Annotated in this window: 30 protein-coding genes and 1 tRNA gene; 8 read left to right on the forward strand and 23 right to left on the reverse strand. The window is 64.8% G+C overall.

Annotated elements, in window-relative coordinates:
• Positions 1–41: 41 nt before the first annotated feature.
• Entirely contained in the window at positions 42–1,058 is a 1,017-nt protein-coding gene (locus tag ACSFA0_RS21610; protein ID WP_435452343.1) for a Bug family tripartite tricarboxylate transporter substrate binding protein, read from the forward strand.
• A 74-nt stretch (positions 1,059–1,132) separates the two neighbouring features.
• On the opposite strand, the gene ACSFA0_RS21615 is transcribed toward ACSFA0_RS21610, so the two are convergent.
• Together ACSFA0_RS21615 and ACSFA0_RS21620 are read right to left on the reverse strand one after the other, a co-directional pair.
• Positions 1,133–1,459, reverse strand: coding sequence for a DUF1840 domain-containing protein (locus ACSFA0_RS21615; RefSeq protein WP_435452344.1), 327 nt, complete (start codon positions 1,457–1,459; stop codon positions 1,133–1,135).
• A 5-nt stretch (positions 1,460–1,464) separates the two neighbouring features.
• Complete coding sequence (locus ACSFA0_RS21620) at positions 1,465–2,730, reverse strand: class I SAM-dependent methyltransferase (protein ID WP_435452345.1); 1,266 nt, start codon at positions 2,728–2,730, stop codon at positions 1,465–1,467.
• Between the two features lie 99 nt (positions 2,731–2,829).
• Between ACSFA0_RS21620 and ACSFA0_RS21625 the strand changes: the two genes are divergently transcribed.
• The 6 genes from ACSFA0_RS21625 (at position 2,830) to ACSFA0_RS21650 (ending at position 9,893) form a co-directional block, all read left to right on the forward strand.
• Positions 2,830–5,181, forward strand: a complete 2,352-nt coding sequence (locus ACSFA0_RS21625; protein ID WP_435452346.1) for a bifunctional salicylyl-CoA 5-hydroxylase/oxidoreductase — start codon at positions 2,830–2,832, stop codon at positions 5,179–5,181.
• The gene (locus ACSFA0_RS21630; RefSeq protein WP_435452347.1) at positions 5,182–5,664 is read left to right on the forward strand and encodes a MarR family winged helix-turn-helix transcriptional regulator; all 483 of its coding nucleotides are present in this window, start codon (positions 5,182–5,184) and stop codon (positions 5,662–5,664) included.
• Complete coding sequence (locus ACSFA0_RS21635) at positions 5,661–6,515, forward strand: enoyl-CoA hydratase family protein (protein WP_435452348.1); 855 nt, start codon at positions 5,661–5,663, stop codon at positions 6,513–6,515. The genes ACSFA0_RS21630 and ACSFA0_RS21635 overlap by 4 nt, the downstream gene beginning before the upstream one ends.
• 90 nt (positions 6,516–6,605) lie before the next feature.
• Complete coding sequence (locus tag ACSFA0_RS21640; protein WP_435452349.1) at positions 6,606–7,793, forward strand: acyl-CoA dehydrogenase family protein; 1,188 nt, start codon at positions 6,606–6,608, stop codon at positions 7,791–7,793.
• Between the two features lie 94 nt (positions 7,794–7,887).
• Entirely contained in the window at positions 7,888–9,498 is a 1,611-nt protein-coding gene (locus ACSFA0_RS21645) for an AMP-binding protein (protein WP_435452350.1), read from the forward strand.
• Complete coding sequence (locus ACSFA0_RS21650) at positions 9,495–9,893, forward strand: RidA family protein (protein ID WP_140840873.1); 399 nt, start codon at positions 9,495–9,497, stop codon at positions 9,891–9,893. The genes ACSFA0_RS21645 and ACSFA0_RS21650 overlap by 4 nt, the downstream gene beginning before the upstream one ends.
• 128 nt (positions 9,894–10,021) lie before the next feature.
• On the opposite strand, the gene ACSFA0_RS21655 is transcribed toward ACSFA0_RS21650, so the two are convergent.
• The 18 genes from ACSFA0_RS21655 to rplN form a co-directional block, all read right to left on the reverse strand.
• Positions 10,022–10,098 (reverse strand) — tRNA-Met (locus ACSFA0_RS21655).
• Positions 10,099–10,116: 18 nt separating this feature from the next.
• Positions 10,117–10,518, reverse strand: a complete 402-nt coding sequence (rplQ, locus tag ACSFA0_RS21660; RefSeq protein ID WP_286646968.1) for a 50S ribosomal protein L17 — start codon at positions 10,516–10,518, stop codon at positions 10,117–10,119.
• Between the two features lie 70 nt (positions 10,519–10,588).
• A complete protein-coding gene (locus ACSFA0_RS21665; RefSeq protein ID WP_262073266.1) occupies positions 10,589–11,578 on the reverse strand; it encodes a DNA-directed RNA polymerase subunit alpha in 990 nt (329 codons plus the stop codon).
• A 128-nt stretch (positions 11,579–11,706) separates the two neighbouring features.
• Entirely contained in the window at positions 11,707–12,330 is a 624-nt protein-coding gene (gene rpsD / locus ACSFA0_RS21670) for a 30S ribosomal protein S4 (protein ID WP_219211260.1), read from the reverse strand.
• Between the two features lie 162 nt (positions 12,331–12,492).
• A complete protein-coding gene (gene rpsK, locus ACSFA0_RS21675) occupies positions 12,493–12,897 on the reverse strand; it encodes a 30S ribosomal protein S11 (protein WP_162565645.1) in 405 nt (134 codons plus the stop codon).
• A 13-nt stretch (positions 12,898–12,910) separates the two neighbouring features.
• The gene (rpsM, locus tag ACSFA0_RS21680; protein ID WP_013544105.1) at positions 12,911–13,276 is read right to left on the reverse strand and encodes a 30S ribosomal protein S13; all 366 of its coding nucleotides are present in this window, start codon (positions 13,274–13,276) and stop codon (positions 12,911–12,913) included.
• Positions 13,277–13,299: 23 nt separating this feature from the next.
• Entirely contained in the window at positions 13,300–13,413 is a 114-nt protein-coding gene (gene rpmJ, locus ACSFA0_RS21685) for a 50S ribosomal protein L36 (RefSeq protein WP_038201958.1), read from the reverse strand.
• A gap of 37 nt (positions 13,414–13,450) precedes the next feature.
• Positions 13,451–14,773, reverse strand: a complete 1,323-nt coding sequence (secY, locus tag ACSFA0_RS21690) for a preprotein translocase subunit SecY (RefSeq protein ID WP_435452351.1) — start codon at positions 14,771–14,773, stop codon at positions 13,451–13,453.
• A 22-nt stretch (positions 14,774–14,795) separates the two neighbouring features.
• Positions 14,796–15,227, reverse strand: coding sequence for a 50S ribosomal protein L15 (gene rplO, locus ACSFA0_RS21695; protein WP_286646970.1), 432 nt, complete (start codon positions 15,225–15,227; stop codon positions 14,796–14,798).
• A gap of 11 nt (positions 15,228–15,238) precedes the next feature.
• The gene (gene rpmD, locus ACSFA0_RS21700; protein ID WP_435452352.1) at positions 15,239–15,427 is read right to left on the reverse strand and encodes a 50S ribosomal protein L30; all 189 of its coding nucleotides are present in this window, start codon (positions 15,425–15,427) and stop codon (positions 15,239–15,241) included.
• A gap of 14 nt (positions 15,428–15,441) precedes the next feature.
• Complete coding sequence (rpsE, locus tag ACSFA0_RS21705; RefSeq protein ID WP_183028316.1) at positions 15,442–15,960, reverse strand: 30S ribosomal protein S5; 519 nt, start codon at positions 15,958–15,960, stop codon at positions 15,442–15,444.
• A gap of 18 nt (positions 15,961–15,978) precedes the next feature.
• Positions 15,979–16,344 carry a 50S ribosomal protein L18 gene (gene rplR, locus ACSFA0_RS21710; protein ID WP_435452472.1) on the reverse strand — a complete coding sequence of 122 codons (366 nt, stop codon included), beginning with the start codon at positions 16,342–16,344 and terminating at the stop codon, positions 15,979–15,981.
• 14 nt (positions 16,345–16,358) lie between these two features.
• Complete coding sequence (rplF, locus tag ACSFA0_RS21715) at positions 16,359–16,892, reverse strand: 50S ribosomal protein L6 (protein WP_262073259.1); 534 nt, start codon at positions 16,890–16,892, stop codon at positions 16,359–16,361.
• Positions 16,893–16,916: 24 nt separating this feature from the next.
• Entirely contained in the window at positions 16,917–17,312 is a 396-nt protein-coding gene (gene rpsH / locus ACSFA0_RS21720; RefSeq protein ID WP_192194037.1) for a 30S ribosomal protein S8, read from the reverse strand.
• Positions 17,313–17,332: 20 nt separating this feature from the next.
• Entirely contained in the window at positions 17,333–17,638 is a 306-nt protein-coding gene (gene rpsN, locus ACSFA0_RS21725; RefSeq protein WP_093436359.1) for a 30S ribosomal protein S14, read from the reverse strand.
• 8 nt (positions 17,639–17,646) lie between these two features.
• Positions 17,647–18,186, reverse strand: coding sequence for a 50S ribosomal protein L5 (gene rplE, locus ACSFA0_RS21730; RefSeq protein ID WP_262073258.1), 540 nt, complete (start codon positions 18,184–18,186; stop codon positions 17,647–17,649).
• A gap of 11 nt (positions 18,187–18,197) precedes the next feature.
• Complete coding sequence (rplX, locus tag ACSFA0_RS21735; RefSeq protein WP_435452353.1) at positions 18,198–18,515, reverse strand: 50S ribosomal protein L24; 318 nt, start codon at positions 18,513–18,515, stop codon at positions 18,198–18,200.
• A gap of 13 nt (positions 18,516–18,528) precedes the next feature.
• Complete coding sequence (gene rplN, locus ACSFA0_RS21740; protein WP_068674584.1) at positions 18,529–18,897, reverse strand: 50S ribosomal protein L14; 369 nt, start codon at positions 18,895–18,897, stop codon at positions 18,529–18,531.
• A gap of 275 nt (positions 18,898–19,172) precedes the next feature.
• Here rplN and proC point away from each other — a divergent pair, with 275 nt between their 5' ends.
• Positions 19,173–20,009 carry a pyrroline-5-carboxylate reductase gene (gene proC, locus ACSFA0_RS21745; protein ID WP_435452354.1) on the forward strand — a complete coding sequence of 279 codons (837 nt, stop codon included), beginning with the start codon at positions 19,173–19,175 and terminating at the stop codon, positions 20,007–20,009.
• Positions 20,010–20,019: 10 nt separating this feature from the next.
• Here the strand turns inward: proC and ubiA are convergent, their stop codons facing one another.
• The 3 genes from ubiA to ACSFA0_RS21760 form a co-directional block, all read right to left on the reverse strand.
• A complete protein-coding gene (gene ubiA, locus ACSFA0_RS21750; RefSeq protein WP_435452355.1) occupies positions 20,020–20,913 on the reverse strand; it encodes a 4-hydroxybenzoate octaprenyltransferase in 894 nt (297 codons plus the stop codon).
• A 70-nt stretch (positions 20,914–20,983) separates the two neighbouring features.
• Positions 20,984–21,589 carry a Dps family protein gene (locus ACSFA0_RS21755; RefSeq protein WP_435452356.1) on the reverse strand — a complete coding sequence of 202 codons (606 nt, stop codon included), beginning with the start codon at positions 21,587–21,589 and terminating at the stop codon, positions 20,984–20,986.
• 135 nt (positions 21,590–21,724) lie between these two features.
• Complete coding sequence (locus ACSFA0_RS21760) at positions 21,725–22,690, reverse strand: LysR substrate-binding domain-containing protein (protein WP_435452357.1); 966 nt, start codon at positions 22,688–22,690, stop codon at positions 21,725–21,727.
• Positions 22,691–22,704: the final 14 nt, after the last annotated feature.

Here is a 22,704-nt window from a genome sequence, read left to right on the forward strand (position 1 = left end):
ACCTGCGACACCGCGCGGGGGTTCCCCTGTACAACCCGCGGATGAACTTTTCAAGCCACTTCTCTCGTCGCGCCGCCCTGTCTGCCACTGCTGCTGGCGCGCTTCTCTTGCTGTCTGCCCCGACGTGGGCCCAGGGCACCTGGCCCACCAAGCCTGTCAAAATCGTCGTCCCTTTCGCGGCCGGCGGCACCACCGACATCTTGGCGCGCGCGATGGCGCCCGAACTCTCCAAGGCCTTCGGCCAGCAGTTCATCGTCGACAACCGTGCAGGCGCTGGCGGCAACGTCGGCAGCGACATCGTGGCCAAGTCGCCGAACGACGGCTACACGCTGCTGATGGGCACGGTGGGCACGCACGGCATCAACCGGGCGCTGTATCCCAAGCTGCAATTCGATCCGATCAAGGATTTCGTGCCGATCACGCTGGTCGCCGCTGTGCCCAACGTGATGGAGATGAATGCCGACAAGGCGAAGGAGCTGAACATCCGCAATGTGCAGGACTTCATCAAGTACGCGAAGGCCAACCCGGGCAAGCTCAACATGGCGTCGAGCGGCAGCGGCACCTCGATCCACCTGGCGGGCGAACTGTTCAAGAGCATGACGGGCAGCTTCATGACGCACATCCCGTACAAGGGGTCGGGCCCCGCACTGCTCGACATGGTTGGCGGCAATGCCGACGTGATGTTCGACAACCTGCCCTCGTCGATGCAACAGATCAAGGGTGGCAAACTGGTGGCGCTGGCCGTGACCAGTTCGAAGCGCTCGCCCGCTCTGCCCGACGTGCCGACCGTGGAAGAAGCCGGTGGTCCTCAGCTCAAGGGCTTCGAGGCGAGTTCGTGGTTCGGCCTGCTGGCACCCGCCGGCACCCCGGCCGACATCGTCGCCCGCATCCAGCAGGAAGTGGCCAAGTCGCTCGCGACGCCGGGGATGCAGGAGAAGCTGCTGGCGCAGGGCGCCATTCCGAGTGGAAACTCACCCGCCGAGTTCGCCAAGCACATCGAGCGCGAACACGCGAAGTGGGCAAAGGTGGTGAAAGACTCCGGCGCGAAGGTCGACTGAGAACGCGTGAATGAACCTGCTGCGCACCCCGAGCTCGCGATGGTTCCTTCACACGTTCTGAGTGCCGTTTGGAGCTAGACGCCCCAGACGACGTCCTTGCCCTCGGCGGCGGAGCGCTTGAGCATGTCGATCAGCGGGGCCGCCCGCTGGTGCAGCGCGATGTGCTCGCGCTCGGCGGTCTCTTCATGGTTCTCGGCAGCGAACGGATCGCCATTGCGGGGGTGGCGGTCGTGCTCCAGGCGGACGGCAGCTTCGAGCGCCGAGATGGCCGCGGGGATCTGCTCCGCAGTGACGATGCCTTGTGGACCGGGCGCCTTGCCGATGATGTCGAGCAACTGGCGCGCATTCGGTTCGAGCATCACGACATCGGCGGTGGCCTGGGATTTGAAGCGGTAGAGCATGTTGTTTACGTGTAGATGAAGTCTCGGTTGAAAGGGTACACCGATTGCGCGCCGCGCATCGGGCCCTTGGCCATGTCGCCGTCCGGTTTGGTGGCCAGCATCTGGTGCAGCGAAATCCATCCCCGTTCGAAACTCATCGCCGAGCCGGCCAGGTACAGCCGGTAGGCGCGCAGGATGCGCTCGGCGCGCGCGTCGTCTCCGCTGGTGCGGCGGAGCACGGCACGGGCTTCGCCGAGCTGTGCCTCGAGGGAATCGGACCAGGCCCAGAGCGTGCGCGCATAGTGCGGCCGAAGGTTTTCGGTGTCGACCATCTCCAGCCCGGCGCCGGCCATGTCACGCAGCACCTGCGTCACGTGCAGCAGTTCGCCGCCGGGGAAGATGTACTTCTCGATGAAGTCGCCCATGCCCGCGCCCAGTTGCTGCTGGTCGAGCCGGCCGGACGTGATGCCGTGGTTGATCACCAGGCCGCCGGGTGCCAGCAGATCGTGGATCTGCTGAAAGTAGGTCGGCATGTTGGCGCGGCCGACGTGCTCGAACATCCCGACCGACGAGATCTTGTCGAAGGGCTGGGCCGTGTCCAGCGCGCGGTAGTCGCGCAGCTCGACACGTACCCGCCCCTGCAGCCCCTTCTCCTCGATCAGCCGCGTGACGTGTGCATGCTGGTTCTTCGACAGCGTGATGCCGGTGGCGTCCACCCCGTAGTGTTCGGCTGCCCAGAGCAGCAGGCCGCCCCAGCCCGCGCCGATGTCGAGGAAGCGTTCGCCGGGCTGCAGCATCAACTTGCGGCAGAGGTGGTCGAGCTTGGCTTCCTGCGCCTGCGCGAGTGAGAGTTCAGGCGCGCGGTAGTAGGCGCACGAGTAGACCCGCCGTGTGTCGAGCCACAAGGCATAGAAGTCGTCGGACACGTCGTAGTGGAACTCGATCTGCGCCGCGTCCTTGCCCAGTGTGTGGGCGCCGCGAGACTTGGCCCGGCGCATCATGCGCGACCACCAGCCCGTGTCCGTTTCTGCGGGGCTGCCCGGCAGCAGGCCGGCCGCCGCGTCGGTCAGGTCGCGCATCGCGCCCTCGATCTGCACCCGCCCCTCGACATAGGCTTCGCCGATCGCCCCGACCTGTCGCGCGGCCAGCTTGGCCAGCGAGGTCCAGTCGGTGAACGCCAGCGTCACCCGCGAGCCCGGCTGCGACACCGTTCGGCCGTCGGGCAACTGAAGGGCGATGGGCACCGGCAGCGCGGCCAGCTGGGATTCGATCGTGGAGATCAGGCGTGCCATGGCAAGGATTCTTGCCCCCGCCCCGGCGCCCGTCAACCGCCCCCGCCGAAGACTCTGTGCCCATTGACACACGAATGTTTATGTCTAAACTATTTATTCATGAACATCCTCGCACCCGGACTTCAGCGCATCCTTTGTATCGGTGGCGGCCCCGCGGGGCTGTACTTCGCTCTGCTGATGAAGGCGCGGCATCCGCAGCTCGAGATCACCGTGGTCGAGCGCAACCGCCCCTTCGACACCTTCGGCTGGGGCGTGGTGCTGAGTGACCAGACGCTCGCCAATCTCCAGGTGGCCGAGGCCGGCACGGCCCGGATGATCGGTGAATCGTTCCACCATTGGGATGACATCCAGGTCTTCTTCAAGGGCGGGCAGGTGCGCTCCGGCGGCCACGGCTTCTGCGGCATCGGCCGCAAGCGCCTGCTGAACATCCTGCAGGAGCGCTGCCTCCAATTGGGCGTGAACCTGGTCTTCGAGACCGACGCGGCCGACGACCAGGCGCTGGCCGCGCAGTACCAGGCTGACTTGGTGATCGCCAGCGATGGTCTCAACAGCCGCATCCGCACGCGCTACGCCGACGTGTACGAGCCCGACATCGACCTGCGCAAATGCCGCTTCGTCTGGCTCGGCACGCACCAGACCTTCGACGCCTTCACCTTCGCGTTCGAACAGACCGAGCACGGCTGGTTTCAGGCGCATGCCTACCAGTTCGACGACGAGACCTCGACCTTCATCATCGAGACGCCGGAAGAAGTCTGGAAGGCGCACGGCCTGGACCAGATGGAGCAACCCGAAGCCATCGCCTTCTGCGAGAAGCTGTTCGCCAAGTATCTGGGTGGGCATTCGCTGATCAGCAATGCGTCGCACCTGCGCGGCTCGGCCAATTGGATTCGCTTCCCGCGCGTGATCTGCAAGCACTGGACGCACCGCGTCGACATTGGCGGCAAGACCGTGCCGATCGTGCTGATGGGCGACGCCGCCCACACGGCGCACTTCTCGATCGGCTCCGGCACCAAGCTGGCTCTGGAAGATGCGATCGACCTGGCCGACGAGTTCGGTCACGGCGGCAGCATCGACGAGGTGCTGACCGGCTACGAAGCACGCCGCAGTGTCGAGGTACTGAAGATCCAGAACGCCGCGCGCAACTCGACCGAGTGGTTTGAGAACGTCTCGCGCTACACCGGCATGCAGATCGAGCAGTTTGCCTATTCGATGCTCACGCGCAGCCAGCGCATCAGCCACGAGAACCTGCGCCTGCGCGACGCGCAATGGCTGGGCGGCTACGAGAAGTGGCTGGCCGGCGGCAAGCAGATTCCGCCGATGCTCACGCCTTTCAAGGTGCGCGGGCTCGAACTGAAGAACCGCATCCTCGTCTCGCCGATGGCGACCTACAGCGCGGTCGACGGCGTGCCGCAGGACTTCCATCTGGTGCACCTGGGCGCCCGCGCCCTGGGCGGCGCAGCCCTGGTCTTCGTCGAGATGACCAGCCCGACGCCCGAAGGCCGCATCACGCCCGGCTGCCCCGGCCTCTACACCGACGCGCAAGGCACGGCCTTCAAGCGCATCGTCGACTTCGTGCACGCGCAGAGCAGCGCGAAGATCGGCATCCAGCTGGGCCACAGCGGCCCCAAAGGCTCGACGCAGGTCGGCTGGGAAGGCACCGACGAGCCGCTGCCGGCGGGCAACTGGCCGCTGATGGCCGCGAGCGCGCTGCCCTATGGCGAACAGAACCAGACGCCGACCGCGATGACGCGCGCCGACATGGATGTGCTGCGCGACCAGTTCGTCGCGTCGACGCGCCGCGCGGCCGACGCCGGCTTCGATTGGCTCGAACTGCATTGTGCGCACGGCTACGCGCTGGCGTCGTTCCTCAGCGCGCTCACCAACCAGCGCACCGACGAATACGGTGGTGACATCGCGGCGCGGGCGCGCTACCCGCTCGAAGTCTTCACTGCGATGCGCGCGGCCTGGCCGCAGGAGCGGCCGATGAGCGTGCGCATCTCCGCGCACGACTGGGCGCCCGGCGGCAACACCGACGACGACGCGGTTGCGATCGCGCGCCTGTTCAAGGACGCGGGTTGCGACTTCATCGACGTGTCGTCCGGCCAGACCACGCGCGCCGCCAAGCCCATCTACGGCCGCATGTACCAGACGCCTTTTGCCGACCGCATCCGCAACGAGGTCGGCATCGCGACCATCGCGGTCGGCGCCATCACCGACGCCGACCAGGCCAACAGCATCATCGCGGCCGGCCGCGCCGATCTGTGCGCCGTGGCCCGCCCGCACCTGGCTGACCCGGCCTGGACGCTGCACGAAGCGGCCAAGCTGCAGAGCCGCTACGTCGACTGGCCGAAGCCTTACACGGCAGGCCGCGACCAGATGTACCGCGAGATCGCCAAGCAGCAGGCGATGGCAGCAGTACCGGTGAACGTCGCCGCCGAAGAGGAGCGCTGAATGGACCTCGAAGCGCGCGCCCACAGCGAACACCCCGATGAGCTGCGGCTCTGGCTGCGCCTGCTCACCTGCACCCAACTCATCGAGAAGGAAGTGCGCAACGGCCTGCGCGAACAGTTCGCGACCACGCTGCCGCGCTTCGACTTGATGTCGCAGCTCGAGCGCTCGCCCGATGGGCTGAAGATGAACGAACTGTCGCGCCGCATGATGGTGACCGGCGGCAACGTGACCGGCATCACCGATCAGCTGGTGGCCGAAGAGCTGGTCGAGCGCGTCAACGTCGAGGGCGACCGGCGCGCCTGGCGCGTGCGTCTCACCGTGCGTGGCCGCAAGCTCTTCCACGAGATGGCGCAGCAGCACGAGGCCTGGATCGTCGAGGCCTTCGCCGGCCTCAACGCCAAGGAGATCTCGCAACTCCACAAGCTGCTCGGCAAGGTCAAGCAGCACACCACCCCCTTCACGACAACGACGGAGACGGCATGAAGCACTACATCGGCGCGGGCAACCCCATGCACGCGCAATTCGAGGCAAAGGCCGGCTACACGGCCACGCACTTCCAGTGGTCCTATGAAGACGGCGTGGGCACCGTCACGCTCAATCGGCCCGAACGCAAGAACCCCCTGACCTTCCAGAGTTACGCCGAACTGCGCGACCTGTTCCGCGCGCTGCACTTCGCCAACGACGTGAAGGCGGTGGTGATCACCGGCGCCGGGGGCAACTTCTGCTCGGGCGGCGACGTGCACGAGATCATCGGCCCGCTCACGAAGATGAGCATGCCGGAGATGCTGGAGTTCACGCGCATGACGGGCGACCTGGTGAAGGCGATTCGCCAATGCCCGCAACCGATCATCGGCGCCATCGACGGCATCTGCGCCGGTGCCGGCGCGATGATCGCGCTGGCCTGCGACATCCGCTACGGCACACCGGCCGCGCGCACGGCCTTCCTGTTCACGCGTGTCGGGCTCGCCGGTGCAGACATGGGCGCCTGTGCCCTGCTGCCGCGCATGATCGGCCAAGGGCGCGCATCGGAGCTGCTGTTCAGCGGCCGTTCGATGACGGCGGACGAAGGGTTCGCGTGGGGCTTCTTCAATGCCTTGCACGACAGCGACGCGGTGCTCGAAGCGGCGACGAAGATGGCCCGCGACCTCGCCGCTGGTCCCACCTTCGCGCACGGCATGACCAAAACGATGCTGTCGCAGGAATGGTCGATGACCATCGAGCAGGCGATCGAAGCCGAGGCCCAGGCCCAGGCCATCTGCATGCAGACCGCCGACTTCACGCGCGCCTACGAGGCCTTCGCGTCGAAGCAGAAGCCGGTCTTCGGCGGAGACTGACGATGAAACACCCCCCACGCTCATCGCTTCGCGTATCGCTGCCCCTCGAGGGGGCGCGTCAGTGCCTTCGGGCGGCCGGGCGCCACTGACATGTCCGCCTCCAAGCTCGACCCTTCGACGGCGCATCTCGCGCTGCCCTTCTTCGACGACGCGCACCGCGAACTCGCCCACGGCCTGCTGCCTTGGGCCGCGGCGCAAGACGTGGACGAGCGCGACGACCGCACCGCCTGCCGCGACTGGGTCAAGCGCCTCGGCGACGGCGGCTGGCTGCGTTACTGCGTGCCCGCCGCGTTCGGCGATGCGCTCGACAAGCTCGACTCGCGCGCGCTCGTGCTGCTGCGCGAGACGCTCGCCTTCCATTCACCGCTCGCCGACTTCGCCTTTGCGATGCAGGGCCTGGGCAGCGGTGCGATCACGCTGGCCGGCAGTGCGTCGCAGCAGGCCGAGTACCTGCGTGCCGTCGCGCGCGGCGACAAGATCGCGGCCTTCGCACTGAGCGAGCCCGAGGCCGGCTCCGATGTCGGCGCCATGGCGATGCAGGCCGTCGACACCGGCACGGCGTGGCGCCTGGACGGCGCAAAGACGTGGATCAGCAACGGCGGCATCGCCGACTTCTACTGCGTGTTCGCAAAGACCGACCCGATCGGTGGCACGCGCGGCATCACGGCCTTCATCGTCGATGCGGACGCCCGCGGTCTCGACACCAGCGAGCACATCCAGGTGATGGCACCGCATCCGCTCGCAACGCTGCGCTTTGGTGCCTGCGAGGTGCCGCACGGTGCACAGCTGGGCGAACTGAATGGTGGCTTCAAGCTGGCGATGCGCACGCTCGACATCTTTCGCGCGTCGGTGGCCGCGGCCGCGCTCGGCATGGCTCGGCGGGCATTGAGCGAAGCCATCGCGCATGCAAAGTCGCGACGCATGTTCGGGCAGACGCTCGCCGACTTCCAGCTCACGCAGGCCAAGCTCGGCGACATGGCCGCGCTCATCGACAGCGCCGCCCTGCTCACCTACCGCGCGGCATGGATGCGCGACGAAGGCGAACGCACCGGCCGCCCTTTCAGCGACTACACCGCGGCCGCCGCGATGGCCAAGATGTGCGCCACTGAAAACGCGCAGCGCGTGATCGACATGGCCGTGCAGATGCATGGCGGCAGCGGCGTGCAAGTGGGCATGAAAGTTGAGAGTCTTTACCGCGACATCCGTGCGCTTCGCATCTACGAAGGCGCGACGGAAGTCCAGCAACTCATCATTGGCAGATCCGTTCTTAAAGGTTGACTATGAGCGCAGCGCCGGGCCGCCCCAAGCAAGCGAACGTCCCCTCGGGGGGCAGCGACGACACGAAGTGCGGAGCGTGGGGGCACACATGTCGTTGAGCGCACAAATCGACCGTTTCGTCCACGACGGGCTTCCTCCCCCGGAGCTGCTTCCGGTCTTCCGGTACGACCTGCCTGAATTGCAGCTGCCCGACCAGTTGAACCTGGTCGAGGAGCTGCTCGACAAGGCCGCGGCGAAGGGTTTTGCGGACAAGCCGATGCTGCGCTCGCCCACGCGCACACTCACCTACGCGCAGGCCGCGGTGGAAGTGAATCGCATGGCGCAGGTGCTGACCGAAGACCTCGGGCTGGTGCCGGGCAACCGTGTGCTGCTGCGCGGTGGCAACTCGATCCCGATGGCGCTGGCATGGCTGGCTGTGGTGAAGGCCGGGCTGATCGCTGTGGCGACGATGCCCTTGCTGCGTGCGCGCGAACTGAATGACATCGTCGAGAAGTCCAAGCCCGTGGTTGCGCTGTGCGAAGCGAAGCTCATCGACGAGATGTTGATCTCCCAACAGGCGAACCCCGTGCTGCGGCGTGTGCTGGCCTTCAGGTCGGATGCGCCCGATGCGCTCGAGGCGATGGCCGCGGTGAAGAGCGGTGTCTTTGCCGCCTGCCCCACCGCCGCGGACGACATCGCGCTGCTCGCCTTCACCTCGGGCACCACCGGCAAGCCCAAGGCACCGGCCACCACGCACCGCGACGTGCTGGCGATGTGCGAGACCTGGCCGCGCCACATCCTGAAGGCCACGAGCGACGACATCGTGATGGGCTCGCCGCCGCTGGCTTTCACCTTCGGGCTCGGCGGCCTGCTGATCTACCCGATGTGGGCGGGCTCATCGATCTACTACCCCGACATGCCGTACACACCGGAAGGCATGGTCAAACTCATCAACGACACCGGCGCGACCATCGTCTATACCGCGCCGACCTTCTACCGGCAGATGGCACCGTTCGCCAAGCAGCACGGCGCGCCCACCCTGCGCATCACCGTGAGCGCCGGCGAGGCGCTGCCGGATGCGACGCGACAGTTGTGGAAGGACGCGACCGGCATCGAGATGCTCGACGGCATCGGCGGCACCGAAGTGTTCCACATCTACATCTCGGCCGCGGGCCACGAGGTCAAGCGCGGCGCCATCGGCAAGGCCGTACCGGGCTTCGTCGCGAAGGTGGTCGACGACGACGGCAACGAGGTGCCGCGCGGCACCGTCGGCAAGCTGGCGATCCAGGGCCCGGTGGGCTGCCGCTACTTCGACGACGCGCGCCAGATGGCCTATGTGAAGGATGGCTGGAACTATCCCGGCGACGCCTTCATGCAGGACGACGACGGCTATTTCTTCTACCAGGCGCGCGCCGACGACATGATCATCACGGCCGGCTACAACGTCGGCGGCCCGGAGGTCGAAGATGCGCTGCTGCAGCATGCGGCCGTGGCCGAGTGCGGCGTCATCGGCAAGCCCGACGACGACCGCGGCATGATCGTCAAGGCCTACTGCGTGCTCAAGCCCGGCCATATTGGCGATGCGGCTCTGTGCAAGGCGCTGCAGGACCACGTCAAGGCCACCATCGCACCGTACAAATACCCGCGCGAGATCGAGTTCGTCGAGGTGCTGCCCCGCACCGAAACCGGCAAGCTCCAGCGCTTCAAACTGAGACAGACACCATGATGAACAAGCTTCTTCAACCCGCCGGCTGGCTGCCGCCCAAGGGCTATGCCAACGGCATCGCTGCGCGCGGCACCCAGATCTTCGTCGGTGGTCAGATCGGCTGGAACGGACAGCAGCAGTTCGAGACCGACGATTTCATCGCGCAATGCGGCCAGGCGTTGCGCAACATCGCCGAGGTGTTGCGCGAGGCTGGTGCCGGCCCGGAGCACATGGTGCGCATGACCTGGTACATCACCGACCGCGACGAGTACAACGCGCGCTTGAGCGAACTGGGGCCGGTCTACCGCGACGCGATGGGCCGCAATTTCCCGGCGATGACCTGCGTGCAGGTGGCAGCGTTGGTGGAGGCGCGTGCCAAGGTCGAGATCGAAGTTACCGCCGTTCTGCCAGATTGAGCTGAACAAGCAGACAAGAAAAAAGGGGCCTCGGCCCCTTTTCTTTGGCCTCCTGCGGGCCCGATGCTCTTGCCCAATATCGATCACCAAAAGAAAAAGGCCCTGTTCGAAAACAGGGCCTTTTAAATTGGTTGCGCGAGCAAGATTTGAACTTGCGACCTTTGGGTTATGAGCCCAACGAGCTACCAGGCTGCTCCATCGCGCGGCAAGATGGAATTATAGCTTATTCTGAAGCGGTCTGCTCGTCGGCAGCCACTTCTTTTACTTCAGGACGGTCGACCAGTTCGACAAGCGCCATCGGGGCGTTGTCGCCCACGCGGAAGCCCATCTTCAGGATGCGGGTGTAGCCGCCCGGACGCGTGTTGTAACGCGGGCCGAGTTCAGCGAAGAGCTTCACGACGCTGTCGCGGCTGCGCAGGCGGTCGAAGGCCAGGCGCTTGTTGGCGAGCGTGGGCTTCTTGGCCAGCGTGATCATCGGCTCGATGACGCGACGCAGTTCCTTGGCCTTGGGGACCGTGGTCTTGATGACTTCGTGCTCGATGAGCGAGTTCATCATGTTCTGCAGCATCGCGAGGCGGTGCGAGCTGGTGCGGTTGAGTTTGCGGAGGCCGTGACCGTGACGCATGGTGATGTCCTTTGGAAGGTTTTAATGAAGGCAGCCGTGTCAGGTACTGCCCGGTTTTTGCGTTGTCGGATTAACGCTTGTCGAGGCCGGCCGGCGGCCAGCTTTCGAGCTTCATGCCCAAGGTGAGGCCACGCGACGCGAGGACTTCCTTGATTTCGTTGAGCGACTTGCGACCCAGGTTGGGGGTCTTGAGCAGCTCGTTCTCGGTGCGCTGGATCAGGTCACCGATGTAGTAGATGTTCTCGGCCTTCAGGCAGTTCGCCGAACGCACCGTGAGTTCCAGTTCGTCGACCGGGCGCAGCAGGATCGGGTCGAACTGCTGGGCGCTGCGCGGTGCGGGTGCATCGAATGCAGCGAGTTCGCCACCTTCGAGCTGCGCAAACACAGCCAGTTGTTCCACCAGGATCTTGGCAGAGGCACGGACCGCGTCTTCAGCGGTGATCGCGCCGTTGGTCTCGATCTCGATGAGCAGCTTGTCCAGGTCCGTACGCTGTTCGACGCGAGCGCTTTCGACGGTGTAGCTCACGCGCTTGACGGGCGAGAACGACGCGTCGAGGACGATGCGGCCGATCGACTTGGTCGGCTCGTCCGCGTAACGGCGCATCGTGCCGGGCACGTAGCCGCGGCCCTTTTCGACCTTGATCTGCATGTCCAGCTTGCCGCCTTGCGACAGATGCGCAATCACGTGGTCGGGATTGATGATCTCGACGTCGTGCGGCGTCTGGATGTCCGACGCGAGCACCGGGCCTTCGCCGTCCTTGCGCAGGCTCAGCGTGACTTCGTCGCGGTTGTGGAGCTTGAACACCACACCCTTGAGGTTCAGCAGGATGTTGACGACGTCTTCCTGAACGCCGTCGATCGACGAGTACTCGTGAAGCACGCCGGCGATCGTCACTTCGGTGGCCGAATAACCGACCATCGACGACAGCAGCACGCGACGCAGCGCGTTGCCGAGCGTGTGGCCGTAGCCGCGCTCGAAGGGCTCGAGCGTGACCTTTGCCTTGTTGGCAGCCAGTTGCTCGACCTGAATGGTCTTGGGTTTCAGCAGGGTGGTTTGCATGCAGACTTCCTCTCAATACCCCCGGTTCGTTACACCGGTAAGGCTGGTGAAGTGCCCTGTCGCGGTGCAGCGCGGAGGGAACAAAAAATCACAAGGACGAGGCTGCGCCGCAGCCTCGTCGTGTCCGCTTAACGCGAATAAAGTTCGACGATCAACGATTCGTTGATGTCGGCAGCGAATTCGTCGCGATCCGGTACCTTCTTGAAGACGCCCTCGGCCTTGTCGGCGTTCACGTCCACCCAGGCCGGCATGCCGACCTGTGCAGCGAGCTGCAGCGCTTCGGCGATGCGGGTCTGCTTCTTCGACTTGTCGCGCACAGCGATCACGTCACCGGTCTTGACCAGGTACGACGCGATGTTGACCGACTGGCCGTTCACCGTAATGGCACGGTGCGACACGAGCTGGCGTGCCTCGGCGCGGGTCGAGCCGAAGCCCATGCGGTAGACGACGTTGTCCAGACGCGACTCGAGGATGAACAGCAGGTTGGCGCCGGTGTTGCCACGGCGACGATCGGCTTCCTCGAAGTAGCGGCGGAACTGCTTCTCGAGCACGCCGTACATCCGCTTGACCTTCTGCTTTTCGCGCAGCTGCAGGCCGAAGTCGGAGGTGCGCTGACCCGAGGTGCGACCGTGTTGGCCGGGCTTGGAGTCGAACTTGGACTTGTCTTGAATCGAGCGGCGGGCGCTCTTCAGGAACAGGTCGGTGCCTTCGCGGCGGGAGAGTTTGGCCTTGGGGCCGAGGTAGCGTGCCACTTGATCTTCCTTTGTGTCATCTGCTGCAGCGGTGAGCTGCAGGAGCCATCAGCGGCGTGCCGATGGCGGTGGGCTTGTTAAAACAAAATGCGCAGCCGCTGTGAAGCAGACTGCGCGGTCGGCGTCGACGCTCGAAAGCGGCAGCACCTGATCGCCAGACGATCAGATCCGGCGACGCTTCTGCGGACGGCAGCCGTTGTGCGGCACAGGCGTCACGTCGGCAATGGAATTGATCCGAATGCCGAGCGCAGCCAGAGCGCGCACCGACGATTCGCGACCCGGGCCAGGGCCCTTGATCTCGACGTCGAGGTTCTTGATGCCTTGGTCAACAGCAGCACGGCCGGCGACTTCCGACGCCACCTGGGCAGCGAACGGGGTCGACTTCCGCGAGCCCTTGAAGCCCTGACCACCCGACGACGCCCACGACAGTGCATTGCCCTGACGGTCCGTGATCGTGATGATCGTGTTGTTGAACGAGGCGTGCACGTGGGCGATGCCGTCCGCAACGTTCTTGCGAACCTTCTTGCGGACGCGCTGTGCGGCGTTATTGGCAGGAGCTTTAGCCATGCTGTTTCAATCCTTATTTCTTCAGGGACTGCGCGGCCTTGCGCGGACCCTTGCGGGTACGGGCATTGGTGCGCGTGCGCTGGCCGCGCATCGGCAGGCCACGGCGATGGCGGAAGCCGCGATAGCAGCCGATGTCCATCAATCGCTTGATGTTCATCGTCGTCTCGCGACGCAGGTCGCCTTCGATGGTGAAGAGAGCGATCTGGTCGCGGATCTTTTCGAGATCGGCGTCGGTCAGATCCTTGATCTTCTTCGAATACTCGATGCCGCTCGCTTCGCAGATTTGACGGGCGCGGGTGCGACCGATGCCGAAGATGGCGGTCAGGCCGATCTCAGCGTGCTTGTGCGGCGGAATGTTAATGCCAGCAATACGTGCCATGTGCGTCCTCTAATACTCTTTGATCAACCCTGGCGCTGCTTATGGCGCGGGTCGGTACAGATCACACGCACCACACCCTTGCGGCGGATGATCTTGCAATTGCGGCAGATGGTCTTGACCGAAGCCGAAACTCTCATATGACTCTCCTAAAACGTGTTCTGTGTTGCAGCAGGCTCAAGATGTCTTGAAGTTGGCCTTCTTGAGCAGCGATTCGTATTGCTGCGACATCATGTAATTCTGTACTTGGGCCATGAAGTCCATCGTGACGACCACGATGATCAACAGGGACGTGCCGCCGAAATAGAACGGCACGTTGTACTTGAGGATCAGGAACTCCGGCAGCAGGCAGACGAAGGTGATATACACCGCGCCGGCCAACGTCAGGCGAACCAGGATCTTGTCGATGTAGCGGGCCGTCTGGTCACCTGGACGAATGCCCGGGATGAACGCACCGCTCTTCTTCAGGTTGTCGGCCGTTTCCTTGCTGTTGAACACGAGCGCCGTGTAGAAGAAGCAGAAGAAAATGATCGCAGCGGCATAGAGCATCACATAGATCGGCTGACCCGGTGTGAGCGCGCCGGCAATGTCCTTGATCCAGCGCATGCTGTCACCCGTGCTGAACCAGCCCACCACGGTGGCCGGAAGCAGGATGATCGACGATGCGAAGATCGGCGGAATCACGCCAGCCATGTTCAGCTTCAGCGGCAGGTGCGACGACTGGCCACCATAGACCTTGTTGCCCACTTGGCGCCGCGCATAGTTCACGAGGATCTTGCGCTGGCCGCGCTCGACGAACACCACGAAGTAGGTCACCAGCACGACGACGATCACGATGAACAGGGCGACGATCACATTCATCGCACCGGTACGCACCAGTTCCAGCAGGCCACCGATGGCGCTGGGCAACCCCGCCGCGATGCCCGAGAAGATCAGGATCGAAATGCCGTTGCCAAGGCCGCGTTCGGTGATCTGCTCGCCGAGCCACATCAGGAACATCGAGCCGGCCGTCAGGCTGATCATGGCCGTGAGGCGGAAGCCGAAGCCGGGCGTGATCACCAGGCCGGCCGACGACTCGAGCGCCACCGCGATGCTGAAGGACTGGAACAAGGCCAGACCCAGCGTGCCGTAGCGCGTGTACTGCGTGATCTTGCGACGTCCTGCCTCGCCTTCCTTCTTCAACTGCTCGAAGGTCGGCACCACGTAGGTCATCAACTGCATGATGATCGACGCGGAGATGTACGGCATGATGCCCAGCGCGAAAACGGTGAAGCGCGACAGCGCGCCGCCCGAGAACATGTTGAACAGGCTCAGGATGCCGCCCTGCTGGCCCTGGAAGAGCTGCGCCAGCTGGTCCGGGTTGATGCCCGGCACAGGGATGTGCGCGCCGATCCGGTAGACCACGAGCGCGAGCAGCAAGAAGACCAGCCGGCGACGGAGGTCACCGAACTTGCCTGTCTTGGCGAGCCCTTGCTTGCTGGTCAGCGCGTTAGTTGCCACGAAGAGCTTTCAGTCCGGTCGTTTAGGCGACGCTGCCGCCGGCAGCTTCGATCGCGGCCTTGGCACCGGCGGTTGCGCCGATGCCCGTCAGCTTGACGGCCTTGGTCAGCTCGCCGGTCTTGATGACCTTGACGACCTTGATCATGTGACCGACCAGGCCAGCCTGCTTGAGCGTCAGCATGTCGACTTCGGCAGCGCCGAGGACTTCGAGCGACGTCAGCGTGACTTCAGCGTTGTACTTGAGCGATTGCGACTTGAAGCCGCGCTTCGGCAGACGGCGCTGCAGAGGCATCTGACCGCCTTCGAAGCCCACCTTGTGGAAGCCGCCCGCACGGGACTTCTGACCCTTGTGACCGCGACCTGCGGTCTTGCCGATGCCGGAGCCGATACCGCGGCCGACGCGACGCTTCGCGTGCTTGGCGCCGGCTGCCGGCTTGATGCCATTGAGTTCCATATCAGTCTCTCTTACAGAACTTTGACCAGATAACTGATCTTGTTGATCATGCCGCGCACGGCGGGCGTGTCCTGCAGCTCGCTCACGCTGTTGAGCTTGCGCAGGCCCAGGCCGCGGACGGTCGCGCGATGCGATTCCTTGGTGCCGATCGGGCTCTTCACGAGCTGCACCTTGACGGTGGTTTGTTCTTGCGTCGTCATGTCGATGCTCCTGTTCAGGCGAACAGCTCTTCGACCGTCAGACCGCGCTTGGCAGCAACGGCAGACGCGGTCGTCGAGTTCTTCAGGCCGTCCAGCGTGGCACGGACCATGTTGTAGGGGTTCGACGAACCATGGCTCTTGGCCACGATGTCGGTGATGCCAAGGACTTCGAACACGGCGCGCATCGGGCCGCCGGCGATGATGCCGGTACCCTTCGGCGCGGGGATCATGACGACCGAAGCGGCGCCATGGTGACCCGTCACGCGGTGATGCAGCGTGCCGTTCTTGATCGAGATCTGGAACAGGTTGCGGCGGGCTTCTTCCATGGCTTTCTGCACGGCTGCCGGCACTTCCTTCGACTTGCCCTTGCCCATGCCGACCTTGCCATCGCCGTCGCCGACCACGGTGAGTGCTGCGAAACCGAGGATACGACCGCCCTTCACCACCTTGGTGACGCGGTTGATCGCGATCATCTTCTCGCGCAGACCGTCTTCAGGGCCTTCGTTCTGCGTTCTTGCTTGAATCTTTGCCATTTTGAATCTCGTGTCCGTTTAGAACTGCAGGCCGGCTTCGCGGGCGGCCTCGGCCAGCGCCTTGACGCGGCCGTGGTAGGCGAAACCAGCGCGGTCGAAAGCGACCTTCTCGACGCCAGCGGCCTTCGCCTTTTCAGCGATGCGCTTGCCGATCGCGGTGGCTGCAGCGGCGTTGCCGCCCTTGCCCGAACTGCCCAGCGCCGCGCGCATTTCGGCTTCGGCCGTCGACGCGGTAGCGATCACCTTGGTGCCGTCGTCGGAAATGACGGTGGCATAGATGTGCAGGTTGGTACGGTTCACCGTCAGGCGCGCAACGCCTTGCGTCGCGATCCGGATGCGGGTCTGACGCGAGCGGCGCAGACGTTGTGCTTTTTTGGTCAACATCATTTTGCTGCCCCTTACTTCTTCTTGGTCTCTTTGATCACGATCTTCTCGTCCGAATAACGGATGCCCTTGCCCTTGTAAGGCTCAGGCGGACGAACAGCGCGGATCTCAGCGGCGATTTGACCAACGCGCTGACGGTCAGCACCCTTGATCACGATTTCGGTCGGGGTCGCAGTGGCCACCGTGATGCCCTGGGGCATCTCGATGTTGACCGGGTGCGAGTAACCGACTTGCAGGTTCAACTTGTTGTTCGAGGCCGCGGCCTTGAAACCGACGCCGACGAGGTTGAGCTTCTTCTCGAAGCCCTTCGTCACGCCGACGACCATGTTGTTGACGAGCTGACGGAACGTGCCGCTCATCGCGTTGGCTTCACGCGATTCGTTAGCGGGCTCGAAGCTCAGCTTGCCGTCCTTGTTGACGACGTTGACCAGGGCATTGCGCGTCAGCGCGAGCGTGCCGCCCGTGCCCTTCACGTTGATCTGGTCGTCCTTGATCGACACATCCACACCTGCGGGGATGGCGACTGGCATTTTTCCGACTCGGGACATTTCAGTGACTCCTCAATGTCTCGGTTAGGCGACGTAGCACAGGACTTCGCCACCGACACCGGTAGCGCGTGCCTTGCGGTCGGTCATCACGCCCTGGGGGGTCGTGACGATAGCGACGCCGAGGCCGTTCTGGACTTGCGGGATGGCTGCGCTGGCCTTGTAGACGCGCAGGCCGGGGCGGCTCACGCGTTCGATGCGCTCGATGACCGGACGGCCAGCGTAGTACTTCAGCGTGATGACGAGTTCGGACTTGCCGGCTTCGGTCTTGACTTCGAAACCGTCGATGTAGCCTTCGTCCTTGAGGACTTGTGCGATCGCTGCCTTCACCTTGGAAGACGGGATCGACACGGTGGGCTTCGCCACCATCTGCGCGTTACGGATACGCGTCAGCAGGTCGGCAATGGGATCACTCATGCTCATGTTGTTTGCTCCTGCCTGGCTTACCAGCTGGCCTTGGTGACACCGGGGATGTCGCCAGCGAAAGCCAGTTCACGGATCTTGGCGCGAGCCAGACCGAATTGACGGAAAGTGCCGCGGGGGCGACCGGTGATCGCGCAACGGTTGCGCTGACGCGTGGGGTTCGCGTTGCGCGGGAGCTTCTGCAGGCCCAGGCGGGCAGCAGCGCGCTCTTCGTCGCTCTTCTTCAGGTCGTTCGAGGCGGCCTTCAGTTCGGCGTGCTTTGCAGCGAACTTGGCGACCAGCTTGTCGCGCTTGAGTTCGCGTTGGATCAGGGATTGTTTAGCCACGGTTCGCCTCAGTTCTTGAACGGGAAACGGAAACCAGCGAGAAGCGCCTTGGCTTCTTCGTCGGTCTTGGCCGTCGTCGTGATGCTGATGTTGAGACCGCGCAGGGCATCGACCTTGTCGTATTCGATCTCGGGGAAAATGATCTGCTCTTTCACGCCGATGTTGTAGTTGCCACGGCCGTCGAAGGCCCGGCCGGAGATACCACGGAAGTCACGAACGCGCGGCAGGGCCACGGTCACGAAACGGTCCAGGAACTCATACATCTGCACGCCGCGCAGCGTGACCATGCAGCCGATAGGCTGCATTTCGCGGATCTTGAAACCCGCGATGGCCTTCTTCGACTTGGTGACGACCGGCTTCTGGCCGGCGATCTTGGTGAGGTCACCGACGGCATTGTCGAGAACCTTCTTGTCGGCGACTGCTTCACCCACGCCCATGTTGAGCGTGATCTTGGTCAGACGCGGAACCTGCATCGGCGACTTGTAGCCGAACTTCTCGGTCAGGTCCTTCGCGATCTTGTCGCGGTAGATTTCTTGGAGACGTGCCATGTGAGTTCCCCTTAGGCGATCTTGATTTCGTCGCCGCTGGACTTGAAGACGCGAACGCGCTTGCCGTCCGCGACCTTGATGCCCACGCGATCGGCCTTGCCGGTCGCGGCATTGAAGATCGCCACGTTCGATTGGTGGATGGGCATGGTCTTCTCGACGATGCCACCGGTCGTGCCCTTGAGCGGGTTCGGCTTGGTGTGCTTCTTGACGATGTTGACACCGTCGACGATCAGGTACGAGTCGTCGGTACGCAGCGAGACCGTGCCGCGCTTGCCCTTGTCGCGCCCGGCCAACACGATGACCTGGTCGCCTTTGCGAATCTTGTTCATGGCGTTGTTCTCCTTACAGAACTTCGGGAGCCAGCGAGACGATCTTCATGAACTTCTCGGTACGCAGTTCGCGCGTCACGGGTCCGAAGATGCGGGTGCCGATCGGCTCCAGCTTGGCGTTGAGCAGCACGGCGGCATTGCCGTCGAACTTGACGAGCGAACCGTCGGCGCGACGGATGCCCTTGGCGGTACGCACCACGACGGCGCTGTAAATCTCGCCCTTCTTGACACGCCCACGCGGAGCGGCTTCCTTGATGCTGACCTTGATGACGTCGCCCACGCTGGCATAGCGCCGCTTGGAGCCACCGAGCACCTTGATACACAGGACGGATTTCGCGCCCGTGTTGTCGGCCACGTCGAGCCGGGATTCAGTTTGGATCATTGCTAGTAGTTCCCAACTTGTACCGAGCAGAACCTCGTGGCGCTGCGCAGTCAGTCTTGGGCCCGTCGTCCGCACCCCAAACCACTTGGGATGCATCCGTCTGGGCGGAATGCTTCGCCTTTTTGAAGCGAAGCCCGCGATTTTGGCAGCCCGTTGCGGGCTTGTCAACTGCCGCCGTGCAAATGATTGCGCGGGGGCCGGCGGAGCGACAATTCTGCCTCGCCCGGTCACGACCTCGCCGACCGCCTCCACCACCCACCTGCCCGCCTTGCCCCATGCCCGATCTCACGCCCGTCTCCCTGCCCGCCATCGCTTTCATCGGGGGCGGCAACATGGCCAGTGCCATCCTGGGCGGCCTGCTCCGGCAGGGCCTGCCGAGCGGCTCGGTGGAGGTGGTCGAGCCGTTCGAAGAAGCGCGCACGCGGCTCGCGCGCGATTTTGGGATTTCGGCGCAGGCCACGGCCAGCGACGCGCTGGGCCGCTGCCAGGTCGTGGTGTGGGCCGTCAAGCCGCAGACTTTCGCCGACGCCGCACGGCCCGTGCGCGACCTCACCCCGGGCGCGCTGCACCTGAGCGTGGCGGCCGGCATCCCCTCGGACAGCATTGCGGGCTGGCTGGGCACCGACAACGTCGTGCGTGCCATGCCCAACACCCCTGCGCTCGTCGGCCAGGGGATGAGCGGCCTGTTCGCCCGGCCCGCCGTGAGCGCTGCCGGCCGGCGAATGGTCGAACAGGTGCTGGCGCCGACCGGCCAATTGCTCTGGGTCGACACCGAAAGCGCGCTCGACGCCGTCACGGCCGTCTCGGGCTCCGGTCCGGCCTATGTCTTCTATTTCATCGAGGCGATGACCGAGGCCGGCATCGAGATGGGCCTGCCGCCGGCGCAAGCCCAGCAACTGGCCATCGGCACGTTCACCGGTGCATCGGCACTGGCGCAGGCGTCCAGCGAGCCGCCGTCGGTGCTGCGCGAGCGGGTGACGTCCAAGGGCGGCACCACCTACGCGGCGCTGAGCGCGATGGAAGCGGCGGGCGTCAAGGCGCAGTTCAAGACCGCGATCCGCGCCGCGGAGCGGCGTGCACGGGAACTGGCGGTGGAGTTCGGCCGCGCCTGAGGCTGGACCTTCAGCGAATCGCGTAATCCACCACGACGCCGGCGAAGACGGCGAACCCGACCCAGTGGTTCAGCCGAAAGGCCCGGAAGCAACCTTCGCGCGTGCGATGACGGATCAGGCGCCAGTGCCAGGCGACCTGCACCGCGGCCGCGGCCAGCCCGAGCGCAAAGGCAATACCCAACCCGGCGCGGAAGCCGACCACGCCCCACAGCACCAGAAACAGCGCATAGCAAAGCATCACGGCCGCCACATCGAAGCGCCCGAAGGTGATCGCCGAAGTCTTCATCCCGATCTTCAGGTCGTCGTCGCGGTCGACCATGGCGTACTCGGTGTCGTAGGCCAGCACCCAGCCCAGGTTCCCCAGCAGCAGCAGCCAGCCGATGCCCGGCACCCGCGTGAACGCCTCCGACGCCGGCACCGCCGCGCCACCGGCGGCGCAAAAGGCCATCGGGATGCCGATCGAAAACGCGATGCCCAGCACCGCCTGCGGCAGCGAGACGAAGCGTTTGGCGAACGGGTAGGCCAGCGTCACCACCAGGCCGACGAAGGCCCAGACGATCACCGCCGCATTGGTCGTCAGCGCCAGCCCGAAGGCGACCAGCGCCAGCACGGCGCCCAGCCCGAGCGCTTCTTTCACCGGGATGGCGCCGCTGGTCACCGGCCGCTGGGCCGTGCGCTTGACGTGCCGGTCGAAGTCGCGGTCGGCCACGTCGTTGACGCAGCAGCCGGCGCTGCGCATGAGCACGGTGCCGAGCACGAAGACGGTCAGCAGATGCCAGCCGGGCCAGCCGCCCGCGGCGAACCACAGCGCCCCCAACGTCGGCCACAGCAGCAGCAGCCACCCGGCGGGCCGGTTCCAACGGATGAGATCGAGGTACAGCGCGAGGCGCCCGCCAGCCTTCACGGAAGCTCCAGAAACGAAAAGAGCGGCATTGTGCCGCTCCTGGTCACGACAGGGCCTGCGCCCCGCCCCCTCACTCTTCCAGCAGCGAACGCAGCATCCATGCCGTCTGGTCATGCACCGTGCAGCGCGCGGTCAGCATGTCGGCGGTCGGGTCGTCGCCGGCCTCTTCCGCCACCGGGATGAACTCGCGGGCGATGCGGGACACGGTCTCGTGGCCCTTCACCAGGATGCGCACCATTTCCATGGCCTTGGGCGGCACCGGCGGCACGTCGGGCACCGTCGCGATCTTGCTGAACTCGGCGTACGAGCCCGGCGCGTAGTGGCCCAGGGCGCGGATGCGCTCAGCGATCACGTCGGTCGAATTCCACAGCTCGGTGTATTGGCCCATGAACATGGCGTGCAGCGAGTTGAAGTGCGGGCCCGTCACGTTCCAGTGGAAGTTGTGCGTGGTCAGGTACAGCGTGTACGTGTCGGCCAGCACGCGGCTCAGGCCTTCGGCGATGGCCGCGCGGTCCTGGCGGTCGATGCCGATGTTGATGATCGGCGCATTGCGGCTGCCCGACTCCTGCGCCACGCTGGTACCGCCCTTCGCGGGCACCTTGCCGGCACCGGCCGCCGGTGCGGACGTGATCGGAGACTTGGCCTTCTTCTGGGACTTGCTGGGTGCTTTTGCCATGACGACGATTCCTTCGCTGGATTGAATGGGAGGTTGGCGACTTTAGGAGCCTGCTGGCGCCGTCGCAACAGCGGGACTCTATCGCAGCCATTGCGACTGCAGCGCCACGCCACGTAGGCGGAGGCCGCGCCAGGCTCAGGACAGCCGCTTCACACCAGGTAATTCGCACGCGTAGATCGCGTTGCGCAGCGCGGCGATCGCTTCGTACCGCGTGAAGCTGCGGCGCCAGGCGAGCACCACGCGCCGCGTCGGCGGCTCGCGCCCTTCGCCATCGTGGATGGGCAGGTAGCGCACCATCGGCTCGGGTTCCTTGCGGCCGCGGGCCTTCGGCTTGAGCGCCTCGGCCGGGACCGACAGCCGCGGCACCAGCGTCACGCCCATGCCCGAAGCCACCATGTGCTTGATGGTCTCGAGCGACGAGCCCTCGAAGCTCTTGCGGATGCCTTCGGCGTTGCTCGAGAAACGCGCGAACTCGGGGCACACCTCGAGCACATGGTCGCGGAAGCAATGGCCGGTACCCAGCAGCAGCATCGTCTCGTTCTTCAGCTCGTCGGAAGTGATGGACTCGCGCACCGCCAGCGGATGGCTGGTGGGCAACACGGCGACGAAGGGCTCGTCGTAGAGCGGCGCCACCGCCAGCCCCGTGTCCGGAAAAGGCTCGGCCATGATCGCGCAGTCGATCTCACCGGCCCGCAGCATCTCGAGCAGCTTGACGGTGAAGTTCTCCTGCAGCATCAGCGGCATCTGCGGCGTGCGCGCGATGTTCTGGCGCACGAGGTCGGGCAACAGATACGGCCCGATGGTGTAGATGATGCCCAGGTTCAGCGCGCCGGCCAGCGGGTCCTTGCCGCGCTTGGCGATCTCCTTGATGCTGGCGGCCTGGTCGAGCACGCTCTGCGCCTGCTGCACGATCTGCTCGCCCAGCGGCGTGACCGTCACTTCGCCGGCGCTGCGCTCGAAGAGCTTGACTTCGAGCTCGTCCTCGAGCTTCTTGATCGCCACCGACAGGGTCGGCTGCGACACGTAGCAGGCATCTGCCGCCTTGCCGAAATGCCGCTCCCGGGCGACCGCGACGATGTATTTGAGTTCGGTGAGGGTCACCGGGTCGATTATGC

Origin of the sequence: Variovorax restrictus (assembly GCF_051216715.1) — a bacterium.
In the GTDB taxonomy this organism is placed as follows: Bacteria; Pseudomonadota; Gammaproteobacteria; order Burkholderiales; family Burkholderiaceae_C; genus Variovorax.